Origin of the sequence: Massilia sp. PWRC2 (genome assembly GCF_049896725.1) — a bacterium.
GTDB lineage: Bacteria > Pseudomonadota > Gammaproteobacteria > Burkholderiales > Burkholderiaceae_D > JAFCUW01.
The window spans coordinates 273,568-298,678 of the sequence record NZ_JAFCUW010000001.1; the positions used below are offsets into that span (position 1 = coordinate 273,568).

The window sequence follows — 25,111 nt, forward strand, 5'->3', positions numbered from 1 at the left end:
TTTATCCAGGGATCAGGTGGCGGGCGGCGGCAATCGCGAGGGCGCCGCCCGCCGCCATGTCGGCTTGTAGGGCATCGTCGACGACGATTTTTTTACCGTAAAAATAATGGTCTTCTTCGATCAGCAGGGCCAGCGCATCACGCAGCATGGGCTTGCCGCAAATGACGATGGTGCTGTCGGGGCGGGCCTGGATGGCGCTGCTGTGTTTCATCGCCAGCACATCGTCGGCCAGCACGGCGCCCAGCAAAAAGCTGGCGCGTGCATCGCGCGCCGTGGCGGCACTGCCCGGGTTGCTGCCACGGTCGCTAAACTGGTCGAGAATGCGCACGCTAAAACAGGCCCGCGCCAGCCCCACCTTGCGCGCCGTCGCCGCACCGGCCAGCAAGGGCTCAGGATGGAGCGTCTGAGCAAATGCGCCGGCCAGCGATTCGGCGATCAGGGTGTGCTGGCTGATCGCCTGCAGCAATTCACCCGCCACGGTGGTGACGCAAGCAGCGATGCGCTGCCCTTCATCGACGCTTACGAGCTTGGTATGTGAACCGGGCAGCACGATGATGGCGCGCTCATCGAGGTGCAGGCGCGCCAGCAGGCCCATGATCTCGGTCTCTTCGCCGCGCACCATGTCCATCGCCTCGTGGTTGTGCAAGCCGACTGCGCCCGCGTGATTGCGCACGCCAGGGATGCACCAGACGGGCTGGTCGATAACGTCCGGCAGCGCCACTGCCTGCATGCCGGCGGCCAGCTCGGCCAGACCGGCCGGCGCCAGCAGGTGCGGCAGCTCGGCCAGGCCTGCCCTGGCGCCGATCATGCCGGACGCCAGCACCAGCGCAATCTCGCCGGCGCCGATCCCCGCCTCGGCCCGCACGCTGCCAATCAGGGCGCGCAGCGCCTGCTTCAAGCCATCCTTGCTGCCGCTGATGGCGGCATCGCGCACGCCCATGGCGGTGGCGCCGCGGGTGAGCAGCACACCGTCGCGCCACAGGCTGGCGCGGGTGTTGGTGGTGCCCATATCAATGGTGACGGTATGCATGGTGATGACGGCAAGGGGGCAAGCAGGAACGCCATGATAAAAGGCGTATAGATATCTTTCAAATAAGTTATTTCTGGTTTTTGATACCGATTTCGGTATGTAAATTCTGATATGATTGACTGATGATAAACCCGATAAACCCGCAAAACACCAATCCCAACTGGTTCCTGCGCGCCCGTTTAAAAACGCGCCAGCTGCTGCTGCTGATTGCCCTCGACGAGCAGCGCAATATCCACCGCGCTGCCGACGAGCTGCACATGACGCAGCCGGCCGCCTCCAAGCAGCTCAAGGACCTCGAAGACATGCTCGACGTCAAGCTGTTCGAGCGCTTGCCGCGCGGCATGGAGCCGACCATTTACGGCGAAAGCATGATCCGCCATGCCCGCATGGCGCTGACCAGCCTGTCGCTGGCGCATGAAGACATCGTCGCCCTCAAGTCCGGCCTGTCGGGCCAGGTGTCGATCGGCGCCATTATGTCGCCCGGCATGGCACTGCTGCCGCGCGCCATTGCCCGCGTCAAACAGGCGGCGCCGCAGATGCGCATCGGCGTCGAAGTCGAGACCAGCAATATTTTGCTGGAGCGGCTCAAGCGCGGCAGTCTCGATTTCCTCATCGCCCGCATCCTCGAAGACGACAGCGGCGCCGAACTGCAATACGAAGAACTGGCCGACGAGCCGGTCTGCGTGGTGACCCGCGTCGGCCACCCGTTCGAACACGCCGACGCCCTCAGCCTGGCGACGATCGCCCGCGCCGCCTGGGTGCTGCCACCGAACGGCAGCGTGCTGCGGCACCGCTGCGACATGATGTTCCGCAGCGCCGGCCTGGCGCCGCCCGACAACGTCGTCGACACCACTGCCCTGCTGCTGATCCTGTCGCTGCTGCTGCACACCGACAGCCTGCACCTGATGCCGCTCGAAGTGGCGCGCTACTATGCGCAGCTGAACATCCTGTCGATCGTGCCAATCGAGGTGCCGGTCAAGATGGATGGCTTTGGCATCATCACGCGGCGCAATCACCTGCTCTCGCCGAGCGCGGCGCTGGTGCTCGACGCCATTCGCACGGCCGGCGCTGAACTGTATCGGACGCAGTCGTAGGCCGCTGCGCTTGACAGTCTGTCAGGCACTCAAGGGACAGGCACCCTGCGGTGCCAGTCCCGGTGGTGCGTCACCACACCCGCAAACCACACAGTGCGCAACTTAAAACCAGGTTTCCAGCTGAAAGCCAGCCGACGCCCCACTGGTGCGGTTGTTGTAGACCGGTCCCGCGTTGTTGGCCGCATTGACTGACGCGGTGGCCGCATCATTCCATTTGCCGTAGGTGACGAAGGCACGCAGTTCAGGGCGCGAAAACAGGCCAGGGCCGGCCGAAATGGTCGGTGCAAAGGTCAGCTTGGTCAGGCGCTGGGCGGGGCCGCCGTTCGGCACGGTCACGCGGTCGGTGCCCAGTTCGAACACCAGCTTGAAGTTGCGCGTGAGCGCGTAGACGGGGCGCACACCCAGCGTGGTCCAGGTCGACGAACCGCCGGCATCGGACTTGTCGCGCTGCGCCAGGGCGACAAACTCGAGGCCGAACATTTCAGCGGGCTGCACCCACAGGTCATTGAAAATGCGCGCGCGGGTGACGTCCGAACCGAGCAGGGTACTGCCGGCCGCGCCGATGCGGTCATTGCCAACGCCAATGCCGGTGCCGGGGCCAACGCCGTACTGCACGCCGAAGGTGTTGCCGCCATTGCCCATCACCTTGTCCTGGCGGTGGAAGGCCGATACCTGCCAGCCGTTGTGGCGGTCTTCCTTGCCCTGGGCGGTGATGATGCTGGTGACGAGGTCAATGGTGCCACCCGGATTGACGGGAATATCCTGGTAGACGAAGTTTTGGCGGATTGCCGCGCTGGTGTTGATGAAGGCGCCCGTCAGCGGATCGAAGTTATTGACGTCGTTGTCCTTGAAGAAGGCATAGCTGAAATGGCCGGGACCGAGCTTGACCTGGTCGACGCCGGCGCCGGTGCCGTTCAAATTGATGTACTGCAGGTCGAGCATGTGGATGTCGGGACGCACATAGAAGCGTTTGCCGATCCAGGCCGTGCCGCCATTTAAGACATCGATATTCTTTGCCTCCACGTAGGCCTTGACGATGCCGACCTTGGCGTCGCCGAAATCCGAATTCGGGCTGTAGGTATTGACCCAGATGGTGCCGGTGTAAGTGACCCCTTCGACGGTGGCGAAGTTGCCGGTGTAGCCGCCCTCGAGGTAGGCATCGCACTCATTGCCGAGGCGGTATTTCATGGTGTTGCCACCGAGTCCGTAGCAGCTTTGCGGACCATGGGTGGAACTGGTGCCCACGCCCACCCGGGCGTAGCCGTGAAAGCCCTCGGCATCGTTACCTGCACCGGTGGCGGCGCCGGCGTTGGTAAACGCCAGGAACATCGCCAGGGCGACGGGCAATTTTTTTAAGCGTGCCTTCATCATTCATGTCTCCTCAGTTTTATAAAAAAATAATCGCGGCATCCCCGCCGCTTTTGGGCCCGGTACTCCCCTTTCGGCCCAAATTCTTGTTGCAGCGGCCGGCCATCAACTCCAGCCGGCATCGACCACGAATTCTTGCGCCGTGCACATGGCGCCGTCGTCCGACGCCAGAAACAGCACCATGGCGGCGATGTGACCGGGCATCAGGCGATCGGGCAGGCACTGGTTCTTGTTGATTTCAATTTCCGCCTCGGCATCGACCCACAGCTCGAGCTGACGCTCGGTCATCACCCAGCCGGGGGTGACGGTGTTGACGCGGATGCCGTGCGCACCGAGTTCGCGCGCCAGGCCACGCGTCAAGCCCACCACCGCCGCCTTCGCCGTGGCATAGACCGGGTAGCCGGCCCCCTTGATGTGCCACGAAATCGAACTGAGGTTGATGATGGCGCCGCCGCCCTTTTTCTGCATGCCCGGCAGCACCGACTGGCAGGTAAAGAACATCGGACGCTGGTTGACGGCGATGCGCTCGTCCCAGTCATCGACAGTGACGTCGGCAACGTTGTGGCGCTGGTCGTTGGCGGCGTTGTTGACCAGCACATCGAAGTCGCCGACCTGCGCCGCCAGTGCCGCCATCACGCGCTGCAGGGCACCGATGTCGGTGATGTCGCAATGGGCAAACAGCGGCGCCGGCAAGCCAGCCGCCGCCAGCCGGGCGCACAGCGCTTCGCTGGCGGCGGTGGCGATGTCGACAAAAGCGACTTGCGCGCCCTGGGCGGCAAACGCTTCGACGATGGCGGCGCCGATACCGCTGCCACCGCCGGTGACGAACACCCGCTTGCCCCTGAGGCTGTGATGGGTGGCCATGGTTGCTACCTTATTCATTAAGGCTCCGTTGTGGTTGTCGTTTTTTTACTGCTGGGTCAGCACGCCGTCGCGGCGGCGCCAGGCTGGTATTTCGGCGTCGTCGCGCAGGGGCGCGGGCAGCAGTTCCTGCGGCAGGTTCTGGTAGGCCAGCGGCCGCACGAAGCGGTAGATGGCAGCTGCGCCCACCGAGGTGCTGCGGCCATCGGCGGTCGCCGGAAACGGCCCGCCATGGACCATCGCCGTCGACACTTCGACGCCGGTGGGGAAACCATTGGCGAGAATGCGCCCGACTTTGCGCTCGAGTACCGGCAGCAGCGCGCGCGCGCTGTCGTAATCGTCGGCGTCCATCTGCACGGTGGCGGTCAGTTGCCCTTCGAGGTGCTCGGCGACCTGGCGCATCTGCGCCATATCGTCGCAGGCCACCAGCAGCGCGGCCGGGCCGAATACTTCGGCACCCAGCGCGGCATTGGCCAGGAAGTTACCGGCGTCGGTGGTAAATAAGGCGCCCTGCCCCGCCACCGGGCTTGCCGTGCCCTGCCCCAGCGCCGCCACGCCGCTGGCAGCGGCCAGCTGGCCGACGCCGCGCACATAGGCGGCGCCAATCGCCGGACTTAACATGGTGCCAGTCGGGCAAGCCGCAAGCGCCGCCTGGGCGGCCGCGCCAAAGCGCTCGAACGCATCACCGCGCAGGCCCAGCAGCAGGCCCGGGTTGGTACAAAACTGGCCCACACCCATGGTCAGCGACGCCACAAAATCACGCGCCAGCGCATCGCCCCGTGCCGCCAGCGCGTGCGGCAACAGGAACACCGGGTTGATCGCACTCATCTCGGCGTACACGGGGATCGGCAGCGGCCGCGCCTGGGCGATGCGCAGCAGGGCCAGACCGCCCTGGCGCGAACCGGTAAAACCCACCGCCGCCACCGCCGGATGGCGCACCAGCGCTTCGCCGACGCCGTTGGCGGCGCCCGGCAGCAATGCAAACACGGCGGCCGGCATGGCGCACTCGAGCAGCGCGCGCTGGATCGCGCGGCCGATCAGTTCGCCCGTACCGGGATGGGCCGGATGGCCCTTGACCAGCACCGGGCAACCGGCCGCCAGCGCTGCGGCGGTGTCGCCGCCCGCCACCGAAAAGGCCAGCGGGAAATTGCTGGCGCCAAACACCGCAACCGGTCCCAGCGGCATCTGCCCCATGCGGATATCGGGCCGCGGCGGCGTGCGCTCGGGCAAGGCGCTATCAATGGTCACCTGGCGCCACCAGCCGTCGCGCAGCAGGCGGGCAAACAGTTGCAGCTGGCCCACCGCGCGTGCACGCTCGCCGACGATGCGCGCCTGCGGCAAGCCGCTTTCCTGCATGGCGCGTTCGACCAGGGTATCGCCCAGCGCCATGATCTGCGCGCCGATGGCGTCGAGCAGGTCGGCGCGTTCACTGTCGGGGCGCGCGCGAAAACTGTCGAAGGCAGCGCCCGCCAGCTCGCAGGCCAGCGCCACCTGTTCGTCGCCGGCGCCGTGAAAGATCGGGCTCAACAGGACGCCGTCAGCGGCGGCAATGGCGCTCAATGGGGCGCCGCTGCCGCGCACACCGCGCCCGCCAATCAATACTTCACCGAGAATGTCCATGCTGGCTCCTTTCATAAGGCGCGCACGGCAACGGCCGCGCTGTCGTCGATGGCCAGCGGGTTGCGCAGCGGCGGGCCGAAGGCGGCGACGTCGATTTCAAAGCGCTCGCCGGGGGCGACCACGATGCCGTCGGCAAAGCTGAGGGTGGCAGTGCCAAAAAAGTGCACGTGGACGTCACCCGGCCGGCGGAACAGATCGTATTTGAAATGGTGGTGCTCGAGATTGGCCACCGTGTGCGACATATTGTCTTCGCCGCTGACGAACGGTTTTTCCCAGCGCACCACGCCGTCGGCGCCGCGCACGCGCGAGCTGCCGGCCACGTGGGCCGGCAAGTCGCCCACCAGCAGGGCCGGCCCCACCGCGCACTGGCGCAGCTTCGAATGGGCCAGGTACAAATAGTTTTGCCGTTCGGTGGCGTGGTCGGAAAATTCATTGGCCAGCGCAAAGCCGAGCCGGTAAGGCTGGCCCTCGGCGCCGATCAGGTACAGCCCGGCGATCTCCGGCTCTTCGCCGCCATCGCGCGAAAACGCCGGCATGGTAAGTGGCTGCTCGCCCGCGCGCACAATCGAGCCGTCGCCCTTGTAAAACCATTCGGGCTGCACGCCGATGCCGCTGGCCGGCTTGCCGCCTTCTACTCCCAGGCGGAACATTTTCATGCTGTCGCTGAGCGCTTCGACAGCGCCGCCGATTTTCTGGTGCATGGCGTCGCGCGTGTCAGCGCTGCCCAGGTGCGTCAGTCCCGTGCCGGTGACGAAGCAGTGGGCCGGATCGACATGGTCGAGCGGCGCCAGCAGCCGGCCGGCGGCGGCCACACCGGCGTAATCGACGCTGCTGCCATCGAGCGCACTGGTGGCCAGTTCGGCCAGTGAGCGCCCCGCCGCAATGGCCGCCTGTGCCAGTGCGTAGGTGGTTGGATAGGTCGCCAGCACCCACAGGCTGTGCGCGGCGCCATCGAACACGCCGACGCGGCGCTGCCCCTGCTCGTCGATAAACTGTACTAATAACATGGCGTCTCCAGCGTGTTGTTTTAATCGCGTATACGGTTTGTTTTATTACTGCGTTTTTTCTGCTTCTCTAGTGCGAATGGCGCGGCACGGCGGCGCCGCGCCGGCCCACCAGAAAATCGAAATCGCAGCCCTGGTCGGCCTGCAGCACGTGATCGATATACAGTTGCTGGTAGCCGCTGCCCGCGCCCGGCTGCGCGCTGCCAGTGGCGCGGCGCCGTTCGAGCCGGGCGGCGATCTCGGCATCGGCCACTTCCAGCTGCAGGCTGCCGACCTCGCAGTCGAGGGCGATCCAGTCACCGTTCTCGACAATGCCCAGTGGCCCGCCCGCCATCGCTTCGGGCGCCACGTGCAGCACCACGGTGCCGTAGGCGGTGCCGCTCATGCGGGCGTCCGAGATGCGCACCATGTCGGTCACGCCCTGCGCCAGCAGCTTCGGCGGCAAGCCCATATTGCCCACCTCGGCCATGCCGGGATAGCCCTTCGGCCCGCAGTTTTTCATCACCAGCACGCAACTGGCATCGACGTCGAGTGCCGGATCGACGATGCGCCGCTTGTAGTCATCGAAATCTTCGAACACCACCGCGCGCCCCCGATGGCGCATCAGCGCCGGCGTGGCCGCCGATGGCTTGAGCACGGCGCCACGGGGCGCCAGGTTGCCGCGCAAGATGCACATGCCGCCATCGGCCACCAGCGGCTGCTCGAGCGGGCGGATGACGTCATCGTTGTACGACGGCGCCTCGCGGCAGTTGTCCCACAGGCTGCGGCCATTGACGGTCAGCGCATCCTTGTGCGGCAGCAGGTCGCCTTCGCCGAGCCGCCGCAGCACCGCCGGCAAGCCGCCCGCGTAATAAAATTCTTCCATCAAAAAGCGTCCCGACGGCATCAGGTCGACGATGGTGGGGGTGCCGCGGCCGATCGCCGTCCAGTCTTCCAGCGCCAGCTCGACGCCGATGCGGCCGGCGATCGCCTTCAAATGGATCACCGCATTGGTCGAGCCGCCAATGGCGGCATTGACGCGGATGGCGTTTTCAAAGGCGGCGCGCGTGAGTACCCTGGACAGGCGCAAGTCTTCGCGCACCATCTCGACGATGCGAATGCCCGACATGTGCGCCAGCACGTAACGGCGCGCATCGACGGCGGGAATGGCGGCGTTGTGCGGCAGCGACGTACCGAGCGCTTCAGCCATGCAAGCCATGGTCGAGGCGGTGCCCATGGTGTTGCAGGTGCCGGCCGATCGCGACATGCCGGACTCGGCCGACATGAACTGGTGGATGCTGATGGTGCCCGCCTTGACCTGCTCGTGTAACCGCCAGACGGCGGTGCCGGAACCGATATCCTTGCCTTCGTGCTTGCCATTGAGCATGGGGCCGCCACTGACGACGATGGTCGGCACGTCGCAGCTGGCCGCGCCCATCAACAAGGCGGGGGTGGTCTTGTCGCAGCCGACCAGCAACACCACCGCATCGATGGGATTGCCGCGAATCGACTCTTCGACATCCATGCTGGCCAGATTGCGCGTGAGCATGGCGGTGGGCCGCAGATTCGATTCGCCGCTGGAAAATACCGGAAACTCCAGAGGAAAACCGCCGGCTTCGAGCACGCCGCGCCTGACGTGTTCGGCAATCTTGCGGAAGTGGGCGTTGCACGGGGTTAGTTCCGACCAGGTATTGCAAATGCCGATGATGGGGCGGCCATCGAACTCGTGATCGGGGATGCCCTGGTTCTTCATCCAGCTGCGGTACATGAAGCCATTTTTGTCGTGCGCGCCAAACCATTGCGTCGAACGCAATGCCCTTTTTTTGTTGTCGTCTTGCATGCCACTTCCTCTACGTACCACTTGTCGCCAGGCGAGGTGCCTTAGCGTTACAGCAATAATTGACGAATACTAAATGCGGCCTCGATATCTTTCTAATCAATTTTTTTTGGTCTTTGATATCCGTTTTGACATACGGCAGCTAGCTATCAGGGCGCCGGTGGACGGCATGATGTTGCGAGCCTCATAATATTGTGATTTTGAATGGTTTGCTGATGTGCAGCTACGTTGCATACGCATTTCAATATCAAATGACTTAAAAAAGTGATTAGTTAGATATGTTTAGCCACTTTAATATTGCCAGCAGCATGTGGGTCCTGGCATCACTGCCAGGTAGCTCCTTAGCGGACGCAGGCGTACGCCTTTAAAAAATCAAACAACGATCTGGAGACGAAGGATGAAGATAAAGACACTGTTGGTAAGCCTGTTGACCGTCGGCGCACTGGGCGCCAGCGCCACCGCGCTGGCGCAGGACAAAGGCCAGATCGGCATTTCCATGCCCACCAAGGCGTCGGCGCGCTGGATTGATGATGGCAACAATATGGTCAAGGTATTCAAGGAAAAGGGTTACAGGCCCGACCTCCAATACGCTGACGACGACATCCCGAACCAGCTGGCGCAGATTGAAAACATGATCACCAAGGGCGTCAAGGTGCTGGTGATTGCCGCCATCGATGGCACCACCTTGTCGGATGCGCTGCAAAAAGCCCACGACAAGGGCATCAAGATCATTTCGTATGACCGCCTCATCCGCAATTCGAAAAACGTCGACTACTACGCCACCTTCGACAACTTCCAGGTCGGCGTGCTGCAAGCGTCGTACATCGAAAAAGCGCTCGACCTGAAAGCGGGCAAGGGCCCCTTCAACATCGAGCTGTTCGGCGGCTCGGGCGACGACAACAACGCTTTCTTCTTCTATAACGGCGCCATGTCGGTACTCAAACCGTATATGGACAAAGGCAAGTTGGTGGTGCGCAGCAAGCAGCTGGGCATGGACAAGGTCGCCACCCTGCGCTGGGACGGCGCCGTTGCCCAGGCCCGCATGGACAACCTGCTCAGCGCCAACTACGGCAGCGCCCGCGTCGATGCCGTACTGTCGCCGTATGACGGCTTGTCGATCGGCATCCTGTCGTCGCTGAAAGGGGTCGGCTACGGCACCCCGAAAATGCCGATGCCAGTGGTGACGGGCCAGGATGCGGAAGTCGCTTCGGTCAAATCGATCCTGCGCGGCGAGCAGCGCTCGACCATCTTCAAGGACACCCGCGAACTGGCCAAGGTCACCGCCAATATGGTCGACGCCATGATGACCGGCAAGCAAGTGCCGGTGAACGACACCAAGACCTATAACAATGGCGTCAAGGTGGTCCCATCCTACCTGCTCAAACCGGTCAGCGTGGACATCTCCAACTGGAAAAAAGTGCTGGTCACCGACAGTGGCTATTACACCGAAGCACAGTTCAAGTAATTTTTGACGGGGTGGGCAGCATCGACGGCCTGGCCGCCTGACAAGGGGCCGGGCCGCGGCCGCCCCTGCACAACACGGCGCGCCTAGCAGCCTCGCGGCGATCGCCCGGCGGCGCCAAGAATGACGAGGTTGATATGGGCAACACCATCCTGGACATGCGCGGGATACGCAAGACCTTTCCCGGCGTCGTCGCGCTCGACCGGGTCAATTTACAGGTACGCAGTGGCGACATCCATGCCATCGTCGGCGAGAATGGCGCCGGCAAGTCGACGCTGATGAAGGTCCTCAGCGGCGTCTATCCGCACGGCAGCTACTCGGGCGAGATCCTGTTTCAGGGAGAACAGCGGCACTTCCGCGATATCAGCGACAGTGAAGCGGTCGGCATCATCATCATCCACCAGGAACTGGCGCTGGTGCCGCTGCTGTCCATCGCTGAAAATATTTTTTTGGGAAACGAGCAAAGCCGCCACGGCGTGATCGATTGGGAGCAGGCCAATGCGCGCACCCGCGCACTGTTGCGCAAGGTGGGCCTGGCGGAGGCGCCCGCCACCATCGTCAGCAAACTGGGCGTGGGCAAGCAGCAGCTGGTCGAAATTGCCAAGGCGCTGTCGAAAGAAGTCAAACTGCTGATCCTCGACGAACCGACCGCCAGCCTCAACGAGAGCGACAGCGATGCCCTGCTCAAGCTGCTGCTGGACTTGAAGGCGCAAGGGATCACCTCGATCCTCATTTCCCACAAGCTCAACGAGATTGCCAAGGTCGCCGATGCGATCACCGTGCTACGCGACGGCAACACGGTCAACAGCTTCGACTGCCGCCAGCACCCCATCAGCGAAGACGTCATCATTGCCCACATGGTGGGCCGCGAAATGGCCGACCGCTATCCGCCCCGCGTCTCCACCGTGGGCGACACCATTTTTGCCGTGCGCAACTGGCGCGTGCAGCATCCCGAGATTGCCGGGCGCGAAGTCATCAAGGGTATCGACCTGCACGTCGGCAAGGGAGAAATTGTCGGCATTGCCGGCTTGATGGGCGCCGGCCGCACCGAGCTGGCGATGAGCCTGTTCGGCCGCTCGTACGGCCGGAAAATTACCGGCACGGTGCTCAAAAACGGCGTGGAAATCGACGTCAGCAGCGTGCAAAAAGCCATTGCTCACGGCATTGCTTACGTCACCGAAGACCGCAAGGGGCTCGGCCTGGTGCTCGATGAAGACATCAAGAAAAACGTCAGCCTGGCCAATCTGCCTGGGGTGTCGACGCGCCTGGTGATCGACGAGCAGCGCGAAGCGGGCGTGGCCAGCGACTTTCGCACGCGGCTGCGCATCCGCAGTGCCGGCGTGCTGCAAAAGACCGTTAACCTGTCGGGCGGCAACCAGCAAAAAGTGGTGATCGCCAAATGGCTGTTCTCCAAACCGGACCTGCTGATCCTCGATGAACCGAGCCGCGGCATCGATGTGGGTGCCAAGTACGAGATCTACACCATCATCAATGAGCTGGCCGCCGAAGGCAAAGGGATCCTGATGATTTCGTCGGAGATGCCGGAGCTGCTGGGCATGTGCGATCGCATCTACGTGATGAACGAAGGGCGCTGGGTGGCGCAGTTCAGCGCCGCCGAGGCGACCCAGGAAAAAATTATGCGGGCAATTGTAAAGAATGGAGAAGTGCATCATGGGTAAACACAAGCAAGCAGACTTGCATGCGGTCGAACTCGCCGCTGCCACACCACCGACGCCGCCTGCGCGCAGCAACGCCAGTTTTCTGAAGGACCACCTGCGCGACTACGGCATGCTGCTCTCGCTGGTCATCATCATGGGCTTCTTCCAGTTCATGACCGATGGCACCTTGATGCAGCCGCTCAATCTGACCAATCTGATTTTGCAAAACAGTTACGTCGTCATCATGGCGCTGGGCATGCTGATGGTGATCGTCGCTGGCCACATCGACCTGTCGGTCGGCTCGGTGGTCGGTTTTATTGGCGCCCTCGCCGCCGTCTTGATCGTCAACTACGACATGAATTTTCTCGCCGCCGGCGCCGTCTGCCTGCTCGCTGGCGCCGTCATCGGCGGCGCCCAGGGGTACTTTGTGGCCTTCTTTCACATCCCCTCCTTCATCGTCACCCTGGCCGGCATGCTGGTGTTCAAGGGCTTGACCTTGGCGCTGTTGCAGGGGCAGTCGGTGGGGCCCTTCCCGGCCGGCTTTCAGCGCTTGAGTTCAGGCTTTATTGCCGATCCCATCAACATGGGCGACCTGCGCCTGACCTCGCTACTGGTGGGCGTGGCGCTGGTGTGCGTGTTTATCGTCATGCATATCCGCGCGCGCGCCAAGCAGGCGCGGCACGGCATGGTGGATGAGCCGCTCGCCGTTTTTCTCGGCAAGAATGCGCTGCTCGCTGCCGTCATCGTCTACTTTAGTTATCTGCTGGCGACTTACCGCGGCATGCCGAACGTGCTGATCGTGATGGCGGTGCTGATCGTCGCCTACAGTTTTGTGGCCAACCGCACCGTCATCGGCCGCCGCGTGTACGCCGTCGGTGGCAACGAAAAGGCCAGCAAGCTCTCCGGCATCAAGACCGAGCGCGTGACGTTTGCCACGTTTGTGAACATGGGCGTGCTGGCGGCGCTGGCGGGGCTGATCTTTGCCGCGCGGCTCAACACCGCCACGCCAAAAGCGGGCACCGGATTCGAGCTCGACGTGATTGCCGCCTGCTTTATCGGCGGCGCCTCCGCTTCGGGCGGGGTTGGCAAGGTGATGGGGGCGGTGATCGGCGCCTTCATCATGGGGGTGATGAATAACGGCATGTCGATCATGGGCATCGGCATCGATTACCAGCAGGTGATCAAGGGACTGGTGTTGCTGGCGGCGGTGTTTTTGGATGTGTATAACAAGAACAAGTAAGCGCGCGTTCTGCCGTTGAGAAAAATGGGACAGGCACCCGTGCCTGTCCCAAGTTTCCTCAGCAGTGCAGCAGGTGGCCTTAGCCCGCGTAACTGAGCGTATCGACCGCCGTCGTGTAACTCGAACTGGTCACCGAACTGACATAGATATAGTCGCCCTTGACCTGCGCCGGCGTCACCGTGATGAGCATGTAACCGCGCCGCGAGCTGTCGAAATAACTGATGTCATCGACCATCGACTTGATGGTGGCCGCCAGCGTCGCTGGTGGAAACACCGACGGTGGAAACACCCCTTCGAAGCCGGACGAGGTGACCGACATGCCGGCAAATTCAGCGCCCACCTGGGTGCCGTCGCGCAGGGTCAGCTTGTTGAACCAGGCGTTGTGGCTGTCGCCCGACAGCACGGCAAATTTCTTGCCGGCCGCCTTTTGCTTGGCTGCCGAGGCGAGCACCTGCTCGCGCTGGTCGGTGTAGCCTTCCCAGCTGTCGAAGTTGTACGAAATTTTCGGATTCTTGGCCGGGTCGAGCAAGTCGTTCTGGGTACTGGTGCGAAGCTGCGCCGGGGTGCCCTTGGCGGTCAGATAGGCGCTGACGGACGCTGTGCTCAGGTTCGCTGCCAGTACCGACGCTGGCAGCACGATGCGCGCCATCACGGTCTGATTGCCGAGAATTTGCCAGGTCGCCTTCGAGGCGGTCATTTGCGCGTCCAGCCAGCTCTGCTGGGTGCTGCCCATCATTTGCTTGCTGCGGTTGAAGGCATACGGCAGGAAGGCGGGGTCGGCGATGTCGCGGCCCTGGGCATCGAAGCTGCGGTCGGGCTGGTGCTCGCGGCCGATGATGCGGGTGTCGAGCATGTGCAGCGAGAGCAGGTTGCCAAAGTCGAAGGAGCGGTAAATTTTCAACAGGTTGGCGGGATCCGGCGAGCGGATCGGCATCCATTCGTGGTACACGCTGCTGGCAATCGCCTTGCGCGCAGCCCAGCTGCCCTGGGTGAGCGGGTTGTGGTTTTCGGCGCCATCCATCCAGGCATTGTTGGCGAATTCATGGTCATCCCAGATGGCGATCATCGGCATGCGCGCATGCAATGCCTTGGCATACGGATCGGCCTTGTGCAGCGCGTGGCGCGCACGGTAGTCGGCCAGCGTGACGATTTCGTTGGCAGGTGCCGAAATGCGCGCTGCCACGGCGCTGGCGGCGGGCGGATAGACGCCATCCTTGTATTCGTAGATATAGTCGCCCAGGTGCAGGGCAAATTGCGCGCCGGACGAGGTGGCCGCATCGTAGGCATTGAAATAGCCAGCTGGATAGTCGCTGCACGAAAACACTGCCAGCTTGACTTCGGCGACGTCGCCCACAGGCAGGGTGCGGGTGCGACCGACCGGCGAGACGGCGTTGTTCGGCGCCACGAAACGATAGAAATATTCGGTGTTGGCGGTCAGTCCGCTGGCATCGACCTTGGCGGTAAAGCCACTGTCGGCACTCGCCGTGGTGGTGCCGCTCGCTGCCAGCAAGGAAAAGCTGGCATCGGCGGCCATTTGCCAGACCAGCCGCACGGGCTGGTCACTGGCGGTTTTTGCGTGGGTCCACAGGATCACGCGGTCGGCCAGTGGATCGCCGCTGGCGACGCCGTAATTGAAGGCCGCCACGTCGCCGCTTTGCCCCGAATCGGAACCGCCGCAGGCGCTCAGTGCGCCGCTGCTGCCAAGTACCGCGGCCACCGAGGCCATGCGGATAACGAAATTGCGGCGACTGCTATCGGCCACCGCACCCTGCTCCACCACCGTCTGCTTGAGTCGCATGCTGCCTCCATTGTAAAAAGCACCATGGTAGGCAGCGCGTGTGTCAGCAGTATGACGACATTATAAATATTCTGATGGGGCGTTTCTTCAGGCGATGCCGAGGCGGCTGCGCGCGGCCGCCAGCAAGGGGGCGTCGTAAGGATGCAAGTTTTCCAGGAACAGCATCTCGGCCTGCGCCGGGTCTTCCAGGCACATCTCGAGCATGATCGGGCCGTCTTCTTCGACGCCTAAAAACTCTTTGCTCCAGCGGTTCTTGCGGTGGGTGCGCAAGACCAGGCAGCCCAGTTCGGCCAGCGGCACGGCAACGCCGGCGGCGACCGCCGCTGCTTGCCATTCATCCCAAAATTCGTTAGTGGCGGCGAGCTTGTTCATGTTTATCCAGATAAAAAATAAAATACAAAAAATAAAATACAAAAAATAAAATACAAAAAATAAAATACAAAAGCAAAAGGGCCGCATCTTGCGATGCGGCCCTTAAATTCTGGCTCCCCGACCTGGACTCGAACCAGGGACCTGCGGATTAACAGTCCGTCGCTCTACCAACTGAGCTATCAGGGAATTGTCTCTTGACTACACCACAGTGAACTGTTGCGCAATCCGAAGAAACAAGAGTTTAAAGGACTTTGGCAATCGCGTCAATGACGCGCTCGATATTTTTCGAGTTCAGCGCGGCCACGCAGATGCGGCCCGTGTCGACCGCGTAGATCGATTCGGCGCGCAGCTGTTCTACCTGCGCCTTGGTGAGACCTGAATAGGAAAACATGCCGATCTGTTCGCGCACGAATTCAAAGTCGTGGCCGGGCGCCCTGGCGCGCAGCTTGGTGACAAAGCTGTCGCGGGTTTGCTTGATGCGCACGCGCATGCCGCCCAGTTCTGTTTCCCACAGCTGGCGCAGTTCCGGCGTGGCCAGCACGGTGGCGACCACCTTGCCGCCGTGGGTCGGTGGATTCGAATAGTTGGTGCGCACCACGCGCTTGACTTGCGAGAGCACGCGCCCTGCTTCCTCGAGGCTGGCAGCGACAATGCTCAGTGCACCGACACGCTCGCCGTACAGCGAGAACGACTTGGAAAACGAATTTGACACCAGCAGCGCGCCACCGGCGGCGACAAAGCGGCGCACCACGGCGCCATCTTCGGCGATGCCGGCGCCAAAGCCCTGGTACGCCATGTCGAGGAAGGGCACCAGCGCGCCGGCGCTGACCGCTTCGATAACCTGGTCCCACTGGGCCGAGGTCAGGTCGGCGCCAGTCGGGTTGTGGCAGCAGGCGTGCAGTACCACGATCGACGACGGCGGCATGGCCTTCAGGGCCGCCAGCATGGCGTCGAAATCGACACCGTGGGTGGCGGCATCGTAATAGGGATAATTGTTGACGACGAAGCCGGCCGCTTCGAACAGCGCGCGGTGGTTTTCCCAGCTGGGGTCGCTGATATAGACGGCGGCGCCTTCGGGGGCGAAGCGCTTGAGGAAATCGGCGCCGATCTTGAGGGCGCCGGTGCCGCCAACGGCTTGCACGGTGATCGCACGTTTCTCTTGAATAACCGGGCTGTCGGCACCAAATACCAGCTCTTGCACGGCCTTGTCGTACGCCGCCAGGCCTTCGATGGGCAGATAGGTGCGCGGGCTGAGCTGCTCAGCCATCAGTGCTTCGGCGCGGCGCACGCATTCGAGCAGCGGGACCTTGCCGTTATCGTCATAATAGACGCCGACGCCGAGATTGATCTTCGCCGCATTGGTGTCGGCGTTGAACGCCTCGGTGATACCCAGGATCGGGTCGCGCGGGGCCATCGCAATGGCACTGAAGATACTGGCGGAAGCTGTAGAGGTCATCGTTTGTATTTGATAAACGGCTGGTTCGCCGCAGGGTTGTATAGACAGCGAGCACGATGCGGCAGCGACAAAGCGCTGTGGTGAAATGCTCGCGGGCGAACTCCCATTCTAGCAAAGGTAGCACAGCATGGCTGAAGTCCCTGTCATTTTAGAGCCGTCGCCGACGGTCATCGAGTTCCCTGATTCGCCATTCAAACTGCACCAGCCGTTCGCACCGGCGGGCGACCAGCCCACCGCGATTGCCGGGCTGATGGAGGGCCTGAACGACGGCCTGTCCTTTCAGACCCTGCTGGGCGTGACCGGTTCCGGCAAGACCTATACGATGGCCAACGTCATCGCCCGCGCCGGCCGGCCCGCCATCATCTTTGCCCCCAACAAGACGCTGGCGGCCCAGCTGTACGCCGAATTCCGCGAATTTTTTCCGCAAAACGCGGTCGAATATTTCGTCAGCTATTACGATTATTACCAGCCGGAAGCGTACGTGCCGCAGCGCGACCTGTTCATCGAAAAGGACTCGTCGATCAACGAGCACATCGAGCAGATGCGCCTGTCGTGCACCAAGTCGCTGATGGAGCGGCGCGACGTCATCATTGTCGCCACCGTGTCGGCCATTTACGGTATCGGCAATCCCAGCGAATACCACCAGATGATCCTGACGCTGCGCGCCAAGGACAAGGTCGCCCAGCGCGACGTCATCGCCCGCCTGATCCAGATGCAATACACGCGCAACGAAGTCGATTTCGGCCGCGGCACCTTCCGCGTGCGCGGCGACACCATCGATATCTTCCCCGCCGAACACGCCGAGCTGGCCATCCGCGTCGAAATGTTCGATGACGAAATCGAGTCGCTGCAACTATTCGATCCGCTCACGGGCCGCGTGCGCCAGAAAATCCCCCGCTTCACGGTCTACCCCGGCTCGCACTACGTCACCCCGCGCTCGACCGTGCTGCGGGCGATTGAAACGATCAAGCTGGAATTGCGCGACCGCCTCGAATTCTTCCAGAAAGAAAACAAACTGATCGAAGAACAGCGCATCGAGCAGCGCACCCGCTTCGATCTGGAGATGATGGCCGAGATCGGTTTTACCAAGGGCATCGAGAATTATTCGCGCCATCTGTCAGGCGCCATGCCGGGCGAGCCGCCGCCGACCCTGATCGATTATTTGCCGAAGGACGCCCTGATGTTCCTCGACGAATCGCACGTGCTGATCGGCCAGCTCAACGCCATGTTCAATGGCGACCGCTCGCGCAAGACGAATCTGGTCGACTATGGCTTCCGGCTGCCGTCGGCGCTCGACAACCGCCCGCTCAAATTCGAGGAATTCGAACGCAAGATGCGGCAAACCATTTTTGTGTCAGCCACCCCCGCCGATTACGAAAACACCCATGCCGACAACGTCGTCGAACAGGTGGTGCGTCCCACCGGGCTGGTCGATCCGCTCATTTTCGTCAAGCCAGCCCTCAGCCAGGTCGATGACTTGATGTCGGAAATCGTCGAGCGCGTCAAGAAGGATGAGCGCGTGCTGGTGACCACCCTGACCAAGCGCATGGCCGAGCAGCTCACCGAATACCTGTCCGATCACGCCATCAAGGTACGCTATCTGCACAGCGATATTGAAACGGTCGAGCGGGTGGAAATCCTGCGCGATTTACGCCTGGGCACCTTCGATGTGCTGGTGGGGATCAACCTGCTGCGCGAGGGTCTCGATTTGCCGGAGGTGTCGCTGGTGGCGATTCTCGATGCTGACAAGGAAGGTTTTTTACGCTCCGAGCGCAGCCTGATTCAAACCATCGGCCGCGCCGCCCGTAATTTGAACGGTGTGGCCATTCTGTACGCCGACCGCATCACCGATTCGATGAAAAAAGCCATCGATGAAACCGAGCGCCGCCGCGCCAAGCAGATCGCCTTCAACCTGGCCAATGGTATTACCCCGATCGGCATCAAGAAGACCATCCGCGACATGATCGACGGCGTCTACAGCCCGCAGCAGGCGCGCGAAACGCTGGCGTCGAGCGAGGAAACGGCCAAGATCGAATCGATGAGCGAAAAGCAAATCAGCAAGGAAATCAAGCGCCTGGAAAAACTGATGGTCGATCACGCCAAGAACCTCGAATTCGAAAAGGCGGCGCAGGTGCGCGACCAGCTGCACTTGCTCAAGCAGCAAGCGTTTGGGGCGCCGGGAACGGACAATATTGTTTCCATGCTGGGCAAATAAACAGCAGGGCGTCCCCTGCTTGCGCTTAAGCACACTTTTCGTATCAAATAGCGCGGGACAGGCAGCGCAGCTGCCAGTGCCCCTATCTCCTGGAGAACCGATGAAATTACGTAGTGTGGTACTGGCCGCCGCCCTGGCCGCGAGCATCCCGATGGCAGTGGCCGCCCCGCGCGGCTTTACCGTGGACGACCTGGTGCGCATGGAGCGCGTCGGCAGCCCCGTGCTCTCGCCCGACGGCAGCCGCGTGGTGTACACGGTGCGCAGCACCGACATGGAAAACAATCGCGCTCGCAGCCAGCTGTGGCTGCTCGACCTGAGCACAGCGGGCGCCGTTCCCGTGCAACTGAGCAGCGGCAACACCAGCCGCAGCGATCCGGCCTGGTCGGCCGCCGGCGACGCCATTTATTTTCTGGCCGACGCGCAGGTCTGGCGCATGCCGGCGTCCGGTGGCAGCGCCGTCAAGGTGACCGCCTTGCCGGTCGAGGTCGACAACTTCCGCCTGTCCCCTGGCGGCGAGCGGATTGCCTTTAGCGCCGCCGTCTACCGCGACTGCCCCGATCTGGCCTGCAGCGCCAAACGCGCCGACGAGCAGGTCAAGCTCAAAACCAGCGGCAAGGTCTACGACCGCCTGTTCGTGCGCCACTGGGATACCTGGAACGATCACCGCAACAACGTGCTGTTCTCGGCGCCGCTCGACGGCGCCGGCCTGCTCAGCGGTGCGCCGGTGGCATTGTCGAACAGCCTCGATGGCGACGTCCCCTCCAAGCCGTTCGGCGACGCCGACGAATACCACTTCAGCCCCGATGGCCAGAACATCGTGTTCGCCGCCCGTATCGCTGGCAAGAGCGAATCGTGGTCGACCAATTTCGACGTCTATTCGGTGCCGGCAGCAGGCGGCACGCCGCGCAACCTGACCGCCGACAATCCGGCCTGGGACGCCAAACCGGTCTATTCGCCCGATGGCCGTACCCTGGCATACCTGGCAATGCAGCGTCCCGGCTTTGAAGCGGACCGCTTTCACATCGTCTTAATGGATGTGGCCACTGGCAAGAAGCGCACCCTGGCCGCCGGCTGGGACCGTTCGGTAGCCGACTACCGCTGGGCGCCGGACGGCAAGGCGCTGCTGGCCACGGCCGACGATCTGGGCCAGCACCGGCTGTTCTCGATTGCGGTCGACAGCGGCAAGGTGACGGCCCTCACCGACCAGGGCTATGTCGGCAGCTTCGATGTCGCCGGCGACACCCTGGTGACCAGCCAGGCTTCGCTCACGGGTGGCGCCCAGCTGTACCGCCGCAGTGGCAGCGGCTGGAGCGCCCTGACCCATCTGAACGAGCAGGCGCTGGCCGATGTGCGTTTCGGCCAGTTCGAACAGTTTTCCTTCAAAGGCGCCAAGGGCGATACCGTCTACGGCCACGTCATGAAGCCGTGGAACGCCGCCCCTGGCGTACGCTACCCGGTTGCCTTCCTGGTCCACGGCGGCCCCCAGGGCAGTTTTGGCAACAGCTGGAGCTATCGCTGGAACCCGCAGACCTATGCCGGTGCCGGCTATGCCACCGTGTTCATCGATTTTCACGGTTCCACCGGCTATGGTCAAAAATTTACCGACGCCATCAGCGGCGACTGGGGCGGCGCCCCGCTGGAAGACTTGAAGAAGGGTCTGGCTGCGGCTGGTGCCAACTATGCGTGGCTCGACACCAGCCGCGCCTGCGCGCTGGGCGCCTCGTATGGCGGCTACATGATGAACTGGATCGAGGGCAACTGGTCGAATGGTTTTAAGTGCATCGTCAACCACGACGGCGTGTTCGACAACCGGGCCATGTATTACTCGACCGAAGAACTGTGGTTCAACGAGTGGGAAAACGGCGGCACCTATTTTAGTGCGCCGCAACGGCACGAGAAATTCAATCCGGTTAATTATGTGACCAAGTGGAAAACGCCGATGCTGGTGATCCACGGAGAGAAGGATTTCCGCATTCCTGTCAGCCAAGGACTCGGCGCGTTTACTGCGCTGCAGCGCCAGGGCATTCCCAGCGAACTGCTGGTGTTCCCGGACGAAAATCACTGGGTGCTCAAGCCGGCCAATTCGGTGCTGTGGCACCAGCGCGTGCTGGGGTGGCTGGACCGTTATCTGAAGCCGGCTGCCGGGAAGTGATGGCGTTCGCCCGGGCGCAATGGGGACTGGCACCGCAGCTGCCTGTCCCCTGCCTGCTTACAGGGTATGAATGAACTCGCGTATACCGCCAAGCAGCATTTCCACCGACATTGCCGTCAAAATCAAACCCATTAAACGTTCAAACGCCGTCATCACCTGCGGACCGAGCGCCTTTTGCAGGCGGTCGGCGCCCAGGAACACGATCAGCCACACCACCGCCACTGCCGCCAGCGCGGCGACGTGGATCATCACTTCGCCCATCGTCTCGCGCGAAAACAGCAGCACGGTGGCCAGCGCCGATGGCCCCGCCAATGCGGGAATGGCCAGCGGCACAATGAACGGTTCGCCGCCTTCCGTCTTGCCCAGCACGCCGTCCGGATGGGGGAAGATCATGCGGATGGCAATCAAGAGCAAAATCACGCTGCCACCGATGCGCAGCGACACTTCCGACAGTTGCAGGGCGGTCAGCAAATGGCGGCCGAAAAACATGAATACCAGCAGCACCACGAACGCGATGGCGCATTCCCGCAGCACGATGCGGGGCCGGCGGCTGCGCTCGACAGGCGCCAGTGCGCTGACGAAAATCGGCACGTTGCCGAACGGGTCGGTGACCAGCAGCAGCAGGATGAAGGTTTGCAGAAAATTTTGCGTCATGGCTGAACGGCCTTGCTGGTGAGGAAATGAAAAAAAAGGCCAGATCGCTCTGGCCTTGCTATGGCACGGCAGCTGCTTAGGCCGCGCCCTTTTTCATCCATGCCGCCAGTTGGTGCGGACGCAGACCATCGTAGTCTTCGAACGGCTGGTGGATCCACGGGTTGTGCGGCAACTCGTCGAGGAAATAATCGGGCCGGATCGACGACGTGCCCTTGACCCAGATGACCGCCGATTTGACTTCGGTGACACCGCTGAAATTGTCTTTCAGGTGGCGCGTGACCTTGTCGAGCGTGACGCCCGAATCGGCCAGGTCGTCGACCAGCAGGATCTTGCCAGCGAGCGGGCCCTTGGTCATCGTCATGTACTTGGCGATGTCGAGGTCACCCTGCTTGGTGCCCGCTTCTTCGCGGTAGGAACTGGTCGACAGGATCGCCAGCGGCACATCGAAAATGCGCGAAAAGACGTCGCCGGGGCGCACGCCACCGCGCGCCAGGCACAGCACCTGGTCGAATTTCCAGCCCGATTCATACACTTTCAGCGCCAAGCGCTCGATCAGGCGGTGGTATTCGTCCCAGGAGACCCACAGGTCGGTATCGGTCGATGGTGGGGTGGTCATGGCAACTCCTTTTATGTGGGACAGGATTATTCGAACGGGTGACGCAGCACGATGGTTTCAACCCGGTCAGGACCGGTCGAGACCATGTCGATCGGCACGCCGACCAGCTCTTCAATGCGCTTGATATACGCGCGTGCAGCGGCCGGCAACTCGGCGAGCGACTTGGCGCCCACCGTGTTCTCGGTCCAGCCTGGCATTTCTTCGTAGACGGGCACGCAGCGCTCCGCTTCTTCGGCGCCGACTGGGAAGATGTCGACCGCGCGGCCGTCAATCGTGTAACCGGTGCACAGTTTGAGCGATTCGATACCATCGAGCACGTCGAGCTTGGTCAGGCACATGCCGGTGACGCCGTTGATTTGCACCGAGCGACGCAGCAGCGCTGCATCGAACCAGCCGCAGCGACGGGCGCGGCCAGTGACGGTGCCAAATTCGTGGCCGACGCGCGAGAGGTGCTCGCCGACGCCATCGGCGGTCGACAGTTCCGACGGGAACGGGCCGGAACCGACGCGGGTGGTGTAGGCCTTGGTGATGCCCATGATGTAGTGCAGCATGCCCGGACCGACGCCGGCGCCGGCCGACGCGTTGCCGGCGACGCAGTTCGACGACGTCACGTACGGATAGGTGCCGTGGTCGACGTCGAGCAGCGAGCCCTGTGCGCCTTCGAACAGCAGGCTGCCGCCCGCTTTGTAGGTGGCGTGCAGCGCGCTGGGCACGTCAGCGACCATTGGACGCAGGCGTGGCACCAGGGCCATCGCATCGTCGTAAGTCTTTTGATAGTCGATCGGATCGGCTTTCAGATAATTGACCAGGACGAAGTTATGGTAGTCGAGGTTTTCCTTAAGCTTTTCGGCGAAACGCTCGGGGTTGAGCATGTCGGCGATGCGGATGGCGCGGCGCGCCACCTTGTCTTCGTAGGCGGGACCGATGCCCTTGCAGGTGGTGCCGATCTTGTTCTCGCCGCGCGCTTTTTCGCGGGCGATGTCGATGGCAACGTGGTACGGCAGGATCGCCGGGCAGGCTTCGGAGATTTTCAGGCGCGAGGCCACTTCCACGCCGATCGCTTGCAGCTTGTCGATTTCGCGCATGATGTCGGGCACCGACACCACCACGCCATTGCCGATATAGCAGGCGACGCCTTCGCGCATGATGCCCGAAGGGATCAGCTGCAAGGCGGTTTTCTGGCCCTTGATGACCAGCGTGTGACCGGCATTGTGGCCACCCTGGAAGCGCACGACGCCCTTCGCATGGTCGGTCAGCCAGTCGACGATTTTGCCCTTGCCCTCATCGCCCCACTGGGTGCCGATGACGACCACATTCTTTGCCACGTTTTTATTTGACATCACAATCAACCCAAGTTTTTAAGAATCCAGTTTCCATCCTCGAACACGAGAGCGCGGTCGCACTCGAATTCGTCCTGATCGTTTTCGTGACCCGGCAAGCTCTGGATCACGATTTCATTGTCCAGCCGCAGGGCGGCGATGCGTTCACGCAGTTCGGGGGCATTGCCCCACGGCGCGCGGATGGCATGCTTGCGCTCGGCGCCCGGCAACAGCCGCGCCAGCTCGCGCAGGTCGAGCGAAAAGCCGGTGGCGGGCCGGGCCCGGCCGAATGCTTCGCCGACATGATCGTAGCGCCCGCCGCGCGCCACCGCATTCGGCAAGCCCGGCACGTACAGGCCAAACATGGCGCCGCTTTCATACTGGTAACCGCGCAGGTCGGCCAGGTCGATCGCCACTTCGGCGCGGCCGAGGGCGGACGCAGCGAGCGCCGCCAGTTCGGCCAGCGCGCGCGTAATGCCTGGCAGCGGCGGCAACAGCGCGCGCGCCTCGGCCAGCACGTCGACGTCGCCGTACAGGTTCGGCAGGGCCAGCAAGGCCGCCCGGGTGGCCGGCGCGTAGTCCACGGTCAGCGCTGTCAGGCCCGGCGTATCTTTGGCGCGCAGCAAGGCATGCAGAGCATGCTCGTCGCGCGCGGCGACGGCGTCGTCCTGCAGCAGCGCGCGCAGCACGCCCGCATGCGACAGGTCCAGCCGCACATCGGCAAAACCGGCCATGGCCAGCGAGGCCAGCGCCAGTTCCTGGATTTCGGCATCGGCTTCGAGACCAGCGTGACCGTAGATTTCGGCGCCGATCTGCAGCGGCTCACGGGTGGCGTGCAGACCCGACGGGCGGGTATGCAGCACGCTGCCGGCATAGCACAGGCGGGTCACCGATTCACGGTTGAGTAAATGAGCATCGATCCGCGCCACTTGCGTGGTCATGTCGGCGCGCAGGCCGAGCAGGCGACCGGAAATCTGGTCGACCAGTTTAAAGGTGCGCAGTTCGGTGTCGGCACCGGCGCCGTTGAGCAGCGAGTCGACATATTCGAGCAGCGGTGGCATCACCAGTTCGTAGCCGTAGAGGCGGAAGTTGTCGAGCATGCGGCGACGCAAGTCTTCGATCTTGCGCGCCTCGGACGGCAAGACATCGGCGATATTTTCAGGCAGAAGCCAATTCGTCGGCATGGGCTTTACAAAGTGAATGATTAACAGTCGCGCAAGCGGTCAAAGCCGCAAAAAGAATGCGCCGAACCATCAATTTTACCTGAATTGGGAGGGGTAGGCCAATAAAGCTGAGGGGACTGGTACGCACGTAGCGCGGTGCCTGTCCCCATGTTTGAATCCGGCGCGGTCGCGGGAATGGGGACAGGCACGCGT

General features: G+C 62.6%; 19 protein-coding genes and 1 tRNA gene. 6 read left to right on the plus strand and 14 right to left on the minus strand.

Annotated elements, in window-relative coordinates:
* Nucleotide 1: 1 nt before the first annotated feature.
* Entirely contained in the window at nucleotides 2-1,030 is a 1,029-nt protein-coding gene (locus tag ACP7BZ_RS01255; protein WP_426109826.1) for a 2-dehydro-3-deoxygalactonokinase, read from the minus strand.
* Between the two features lie 122 nt (nucleotides 1,031-1,152).
* On the opposite strand from ACP7BZ_RS01255, the gene ACP7BZ_RS01260 reads away from it, so the two are divergent.
* Nucleotides 1,153-2,124: a LysR family transcriptional regulator gene (locus ACP7BZ_RS01260; protein WP_426109827.1), complete on the plus strand. Its 972-nt coding sequence runs from the start codon at nucleotides 1,153-1,155 to the stop codon at nucleotides 2,122-2,124.
* A 102-nt stretch (nucleotides 2,125-2,226) separates the two neighbouring features.
* Here ACP7BZ_RS01260 and ACP7BZ_RS01265 read toward each other — a convergent pair whose 3' ends face one another.
* From ACP7BZ_RS01265 to ACP7BZ_RS01285, 5 genes are all read right to left on the minus strand, one after another.
* The gene (locus ACP7BZ_RS01265) at nucleotides 2,227-3,495 is read right to left on the minus strand and encodes a maltoporin (RefSeq protein WP_426109828.1); all 1,269 of its coding nucleotides are present in this window, start codon (nucleotides 3,493-3,495) and stop codon (nucleotides 2,227-2,229) included.
* Nucleotides 3,496-3,597: 102 nt separating this feature from the next.
* Nucleotides 3,598-4,374 (minus strand): SDR family NAD(P)-dependent oxidoreductase, encoded by a 777-nt coding sequence (locus ACP7BZ_RS01270; protein ID WP_426109829.1) that lies wholly within the window; start codon nucleotides 4,372-4,374, stop codon nucleotides 3,598-3,600.
* Between the two features lie 27 nt (nucleotides 4,375-4,401).
* A complete protein-coding gene (locus ACP7BZ_RS01275) occupies nucleotides 4,402-5,973 on the minus strand; it encodes an aldehyde dehydrogenase (NADP(+)) (protein WP_426109830.1) in 1,572 nt (523 codons plus the stop codon).
* Between the two features lie 11 nt (nucleotides 5,974-5,984).
* Nucleotides 5,985-6,980 carry an AraD1 family protein gene (araD1, locus tag ACP7BZ_RS01280; protein WP_426109831.1) on the minus strand — a complete coding sequence of 332 codons (996 nt, stop codon included), beginning with the start codon at nucleotides 6,978-6,980 and terminating at the stop codon, nucleotides 5,985-5,987.
* A 67-nt stretch (nucleotides 6,981-7,047) separates the two neighbouring features.
* The gene (locus ACP7BZ_RS01285; RefSeq protein ID WP_426109832.1) at nucleotides 7,048-8,796 is read right to left on the minus strand and encodes an IlvD/Edd family dehydratase; all 1,749 of its coding nucleotides are present in this window, start codon (nucleotides 8,794-8,796) and stop codon (nucleotides 7,048-7,050) included.
* A 394-nt stretch (nucleotides 8,797-9,190) separates the two neighbouring features.
* On the opposite strand from ACP7BZ_RS01285, the gene chvE reads away from it, so the two are divergent.
* The 3 genes from chvE (at nucleotide 9,191) to mmsB (ending at nucleotide 13,153) form a co-directional block, all read left to right on the plus strand.
* Complete coding sequence (chvE, locus tag ACP7BZ_RS01290) at nucleotides 9,191-10,258, plus strand: multiple monosaccharide ABC transporter substrate-binding protein (RefSeq protein WP_426109833.1); 1,068 nt, start codon at nucleotides 9,191-9,193, stop codon at nucleotides 10,256-10,258.
* 134 nt (nucleotides 10,259-10,392) lie between these two features.
* The gene (gene mmsA / locus ACP7BZ_RS01295) at nucleotides 10,393-11,934 is read left to right on the plus strand and encodes a multiple monosaccharide ABC transporter ATP-binding protein (RefSeq protein ID WP_426109834.1); all 1,542 of its coding nucleotides are present in this window, start codon (nucleotides 10,393-10,395) and stop codon (nucleotides 11,932-11,934) included.
* On the plus strand, nucleotides 11,927-13,153 hold the full coding sequence (gene mmsB / locus ACP7BZ_RS01300) for a multiple monosaccharide ABC transporter permease (RefSeq protein ID WP_426109835.1): 1,227 nt from the start codon (nucleotides 11,927-11,929) through the stop codon (nucleotides 13,151-13,153). Before mmsA ends, mmsB begins: the two co-directional genes overlap by 8 nt.
* A gap of 79 nt (nucleotides 13,154-13,232) precedes the next feature.
* Here mmsB and ACP7BZ_RS01305 read toward each other — a convergent pair whose 3' ends face one another.
* From ACP7BZ_RS01305 to ACP7BZ_RS01320, 4 genes are all read right to left on the minus strand, one after another.
* Nucleotides 13,233-14,951 carry an alkaline phosphatase D family protein gene (locus tag ACP7BZ_RS01305; RefSeq protein WP_426109836.1) on the minus strand — a complete coding sequence of 573 codons (1,719 nt, stop codon included), beginning with the start codon at nucleotides 14,949-14,951 and terminating at the stop codon, nucleotides 13,233-13,235.
* 87 nt (nucleotides 14,952-15,038) lie between these two features.
* A complete protein-coding gene (locus tag ACP7BZ_RS01310; protein WP_426109837.1) occupies nucleotides 15,039-15,323 on the minus strand; it encodes a hypothetical protein in 285 nt (94 codons plus the stop codon).
* 110 nt (nucleotides 15,324-15,433) lie between these two features.
* Nucleotides 15,434-15,509: transfer RNA gene (locus ACP7BZ_RS01315), tRNA-Asn, on the minus strand.
* A gap of 55 nt (nucleotides 15,510-15,564) precedes the next feature.
* Entirely contained in the window at nucleotides 15,565-16,779 is a 1,215-nt protein-coding gene (locus ACP7BZ_RS01320) for an aromatic amino acid transaminase (RefSeq protein WP_426109838.1), read from the minus strand.
* Nucleotides 16,780-16,906: 127 nt separating this feature from the next.
* Here ACP7BZ_RS01320 and uvrB point away from each other — a divergent pair, with 127 nt between their 5' ends.
* Both uvrB and ACP7BZ_RS01330 read left to right on the plus strand, forming a co-directional pair.
* The gene (uvrB, locus tag ACP7BZ_RS01325; RefSeq protein ID WP_426109839.1) at nucleotides 16,907-18,994 is read left to right on the plus strand and encodes an excinuclease ABC subunit UvrB; all 2,088 of its coding nucleotides are present in this window, start codon (nucleotides 16,907-16,909) and stop codon (nucleotides 18,992-18,994) included.
* Between the two features lie 100 nt (nucleotides 18,995-19,094).
* A complete protein-coding gene (locus tag ACP7BZ_RS01330) occupies nucleotides 19,095-21,146 on the plus strand; it encodes a prolyl oligopeptidase family serine peptidase (protein ID WP_426109840.1) in 2,052 nt (683 codons plus the stop codon).
* A gap of 57 nt (nucleotides 21,147-21,203) precedes the next feature.
* On the opposite strand, the gene ACP7BZ_RS01335 is transcribed toward ACP7BZ_RS01330, so the two are convergent.
* From ACP7BZ_RS01335 to ACP7BZ_RS01350, 4 genes are all read right to left on the minus strand, one after another.
* Nucleotides 21,204-21,800: a MarC family protein gene (locus ACP7BZ_RS01335; protein WP_426109841.1), complete on the minus strand. Its 597-nt coding sequence runs from the start codon at nucleotides 21,798-21,800 to the stop codon at nucleotides 21,204-21,206.
* A gap of 76 nt (nucleotides 21,801-21,876) precedes the next feature.
* On the minus strand, nucleotides 21,877-22,416 hold the full coding sequence (locus ACP7BZ_RS01340; RefSeq protein WP_426109842.1) for a phosphoribosyltransferase: 540 nt from the start codon (nucleotides 22,414-22,416) through the stop codon (nucleotides 21,877-21,879).
* 26 nt (nucleotides 22,417-22,442) lie between these two features.
* Nucleotides 22,443-23,756 carry an adenylosuccinate synthase gene (locus ACP7BZ_RS01345; protein WP_426109843.1) on the minus strand — a complete coding sequence of 438 codons (1,314 nt, stop codon included), beginning with the start codon at nucleotides 23,754-23,756 and terminating at the stop codon, nucleotides 22,443-22,445.
* A 5-nt stretch (nucleotides 23,757-23,761) separates the two neighbouring features.
* Nucleotides 23,762-24,919 (minus strand): ATP phosphoribosyltransferase regulatory subunit, encoded by a 1,158-nt coding sequence (locus ACP7BZ_RS01350; RefSeq protein ID WP_426109844.1) that lies wholly within the window; start codon nucleotides 24,917-24,919, stop codon nucleotides 23,762-23,764.
* Between the last annotated feature and the right edge of the window lie 192 nt (nucleotides 24,920-25,111).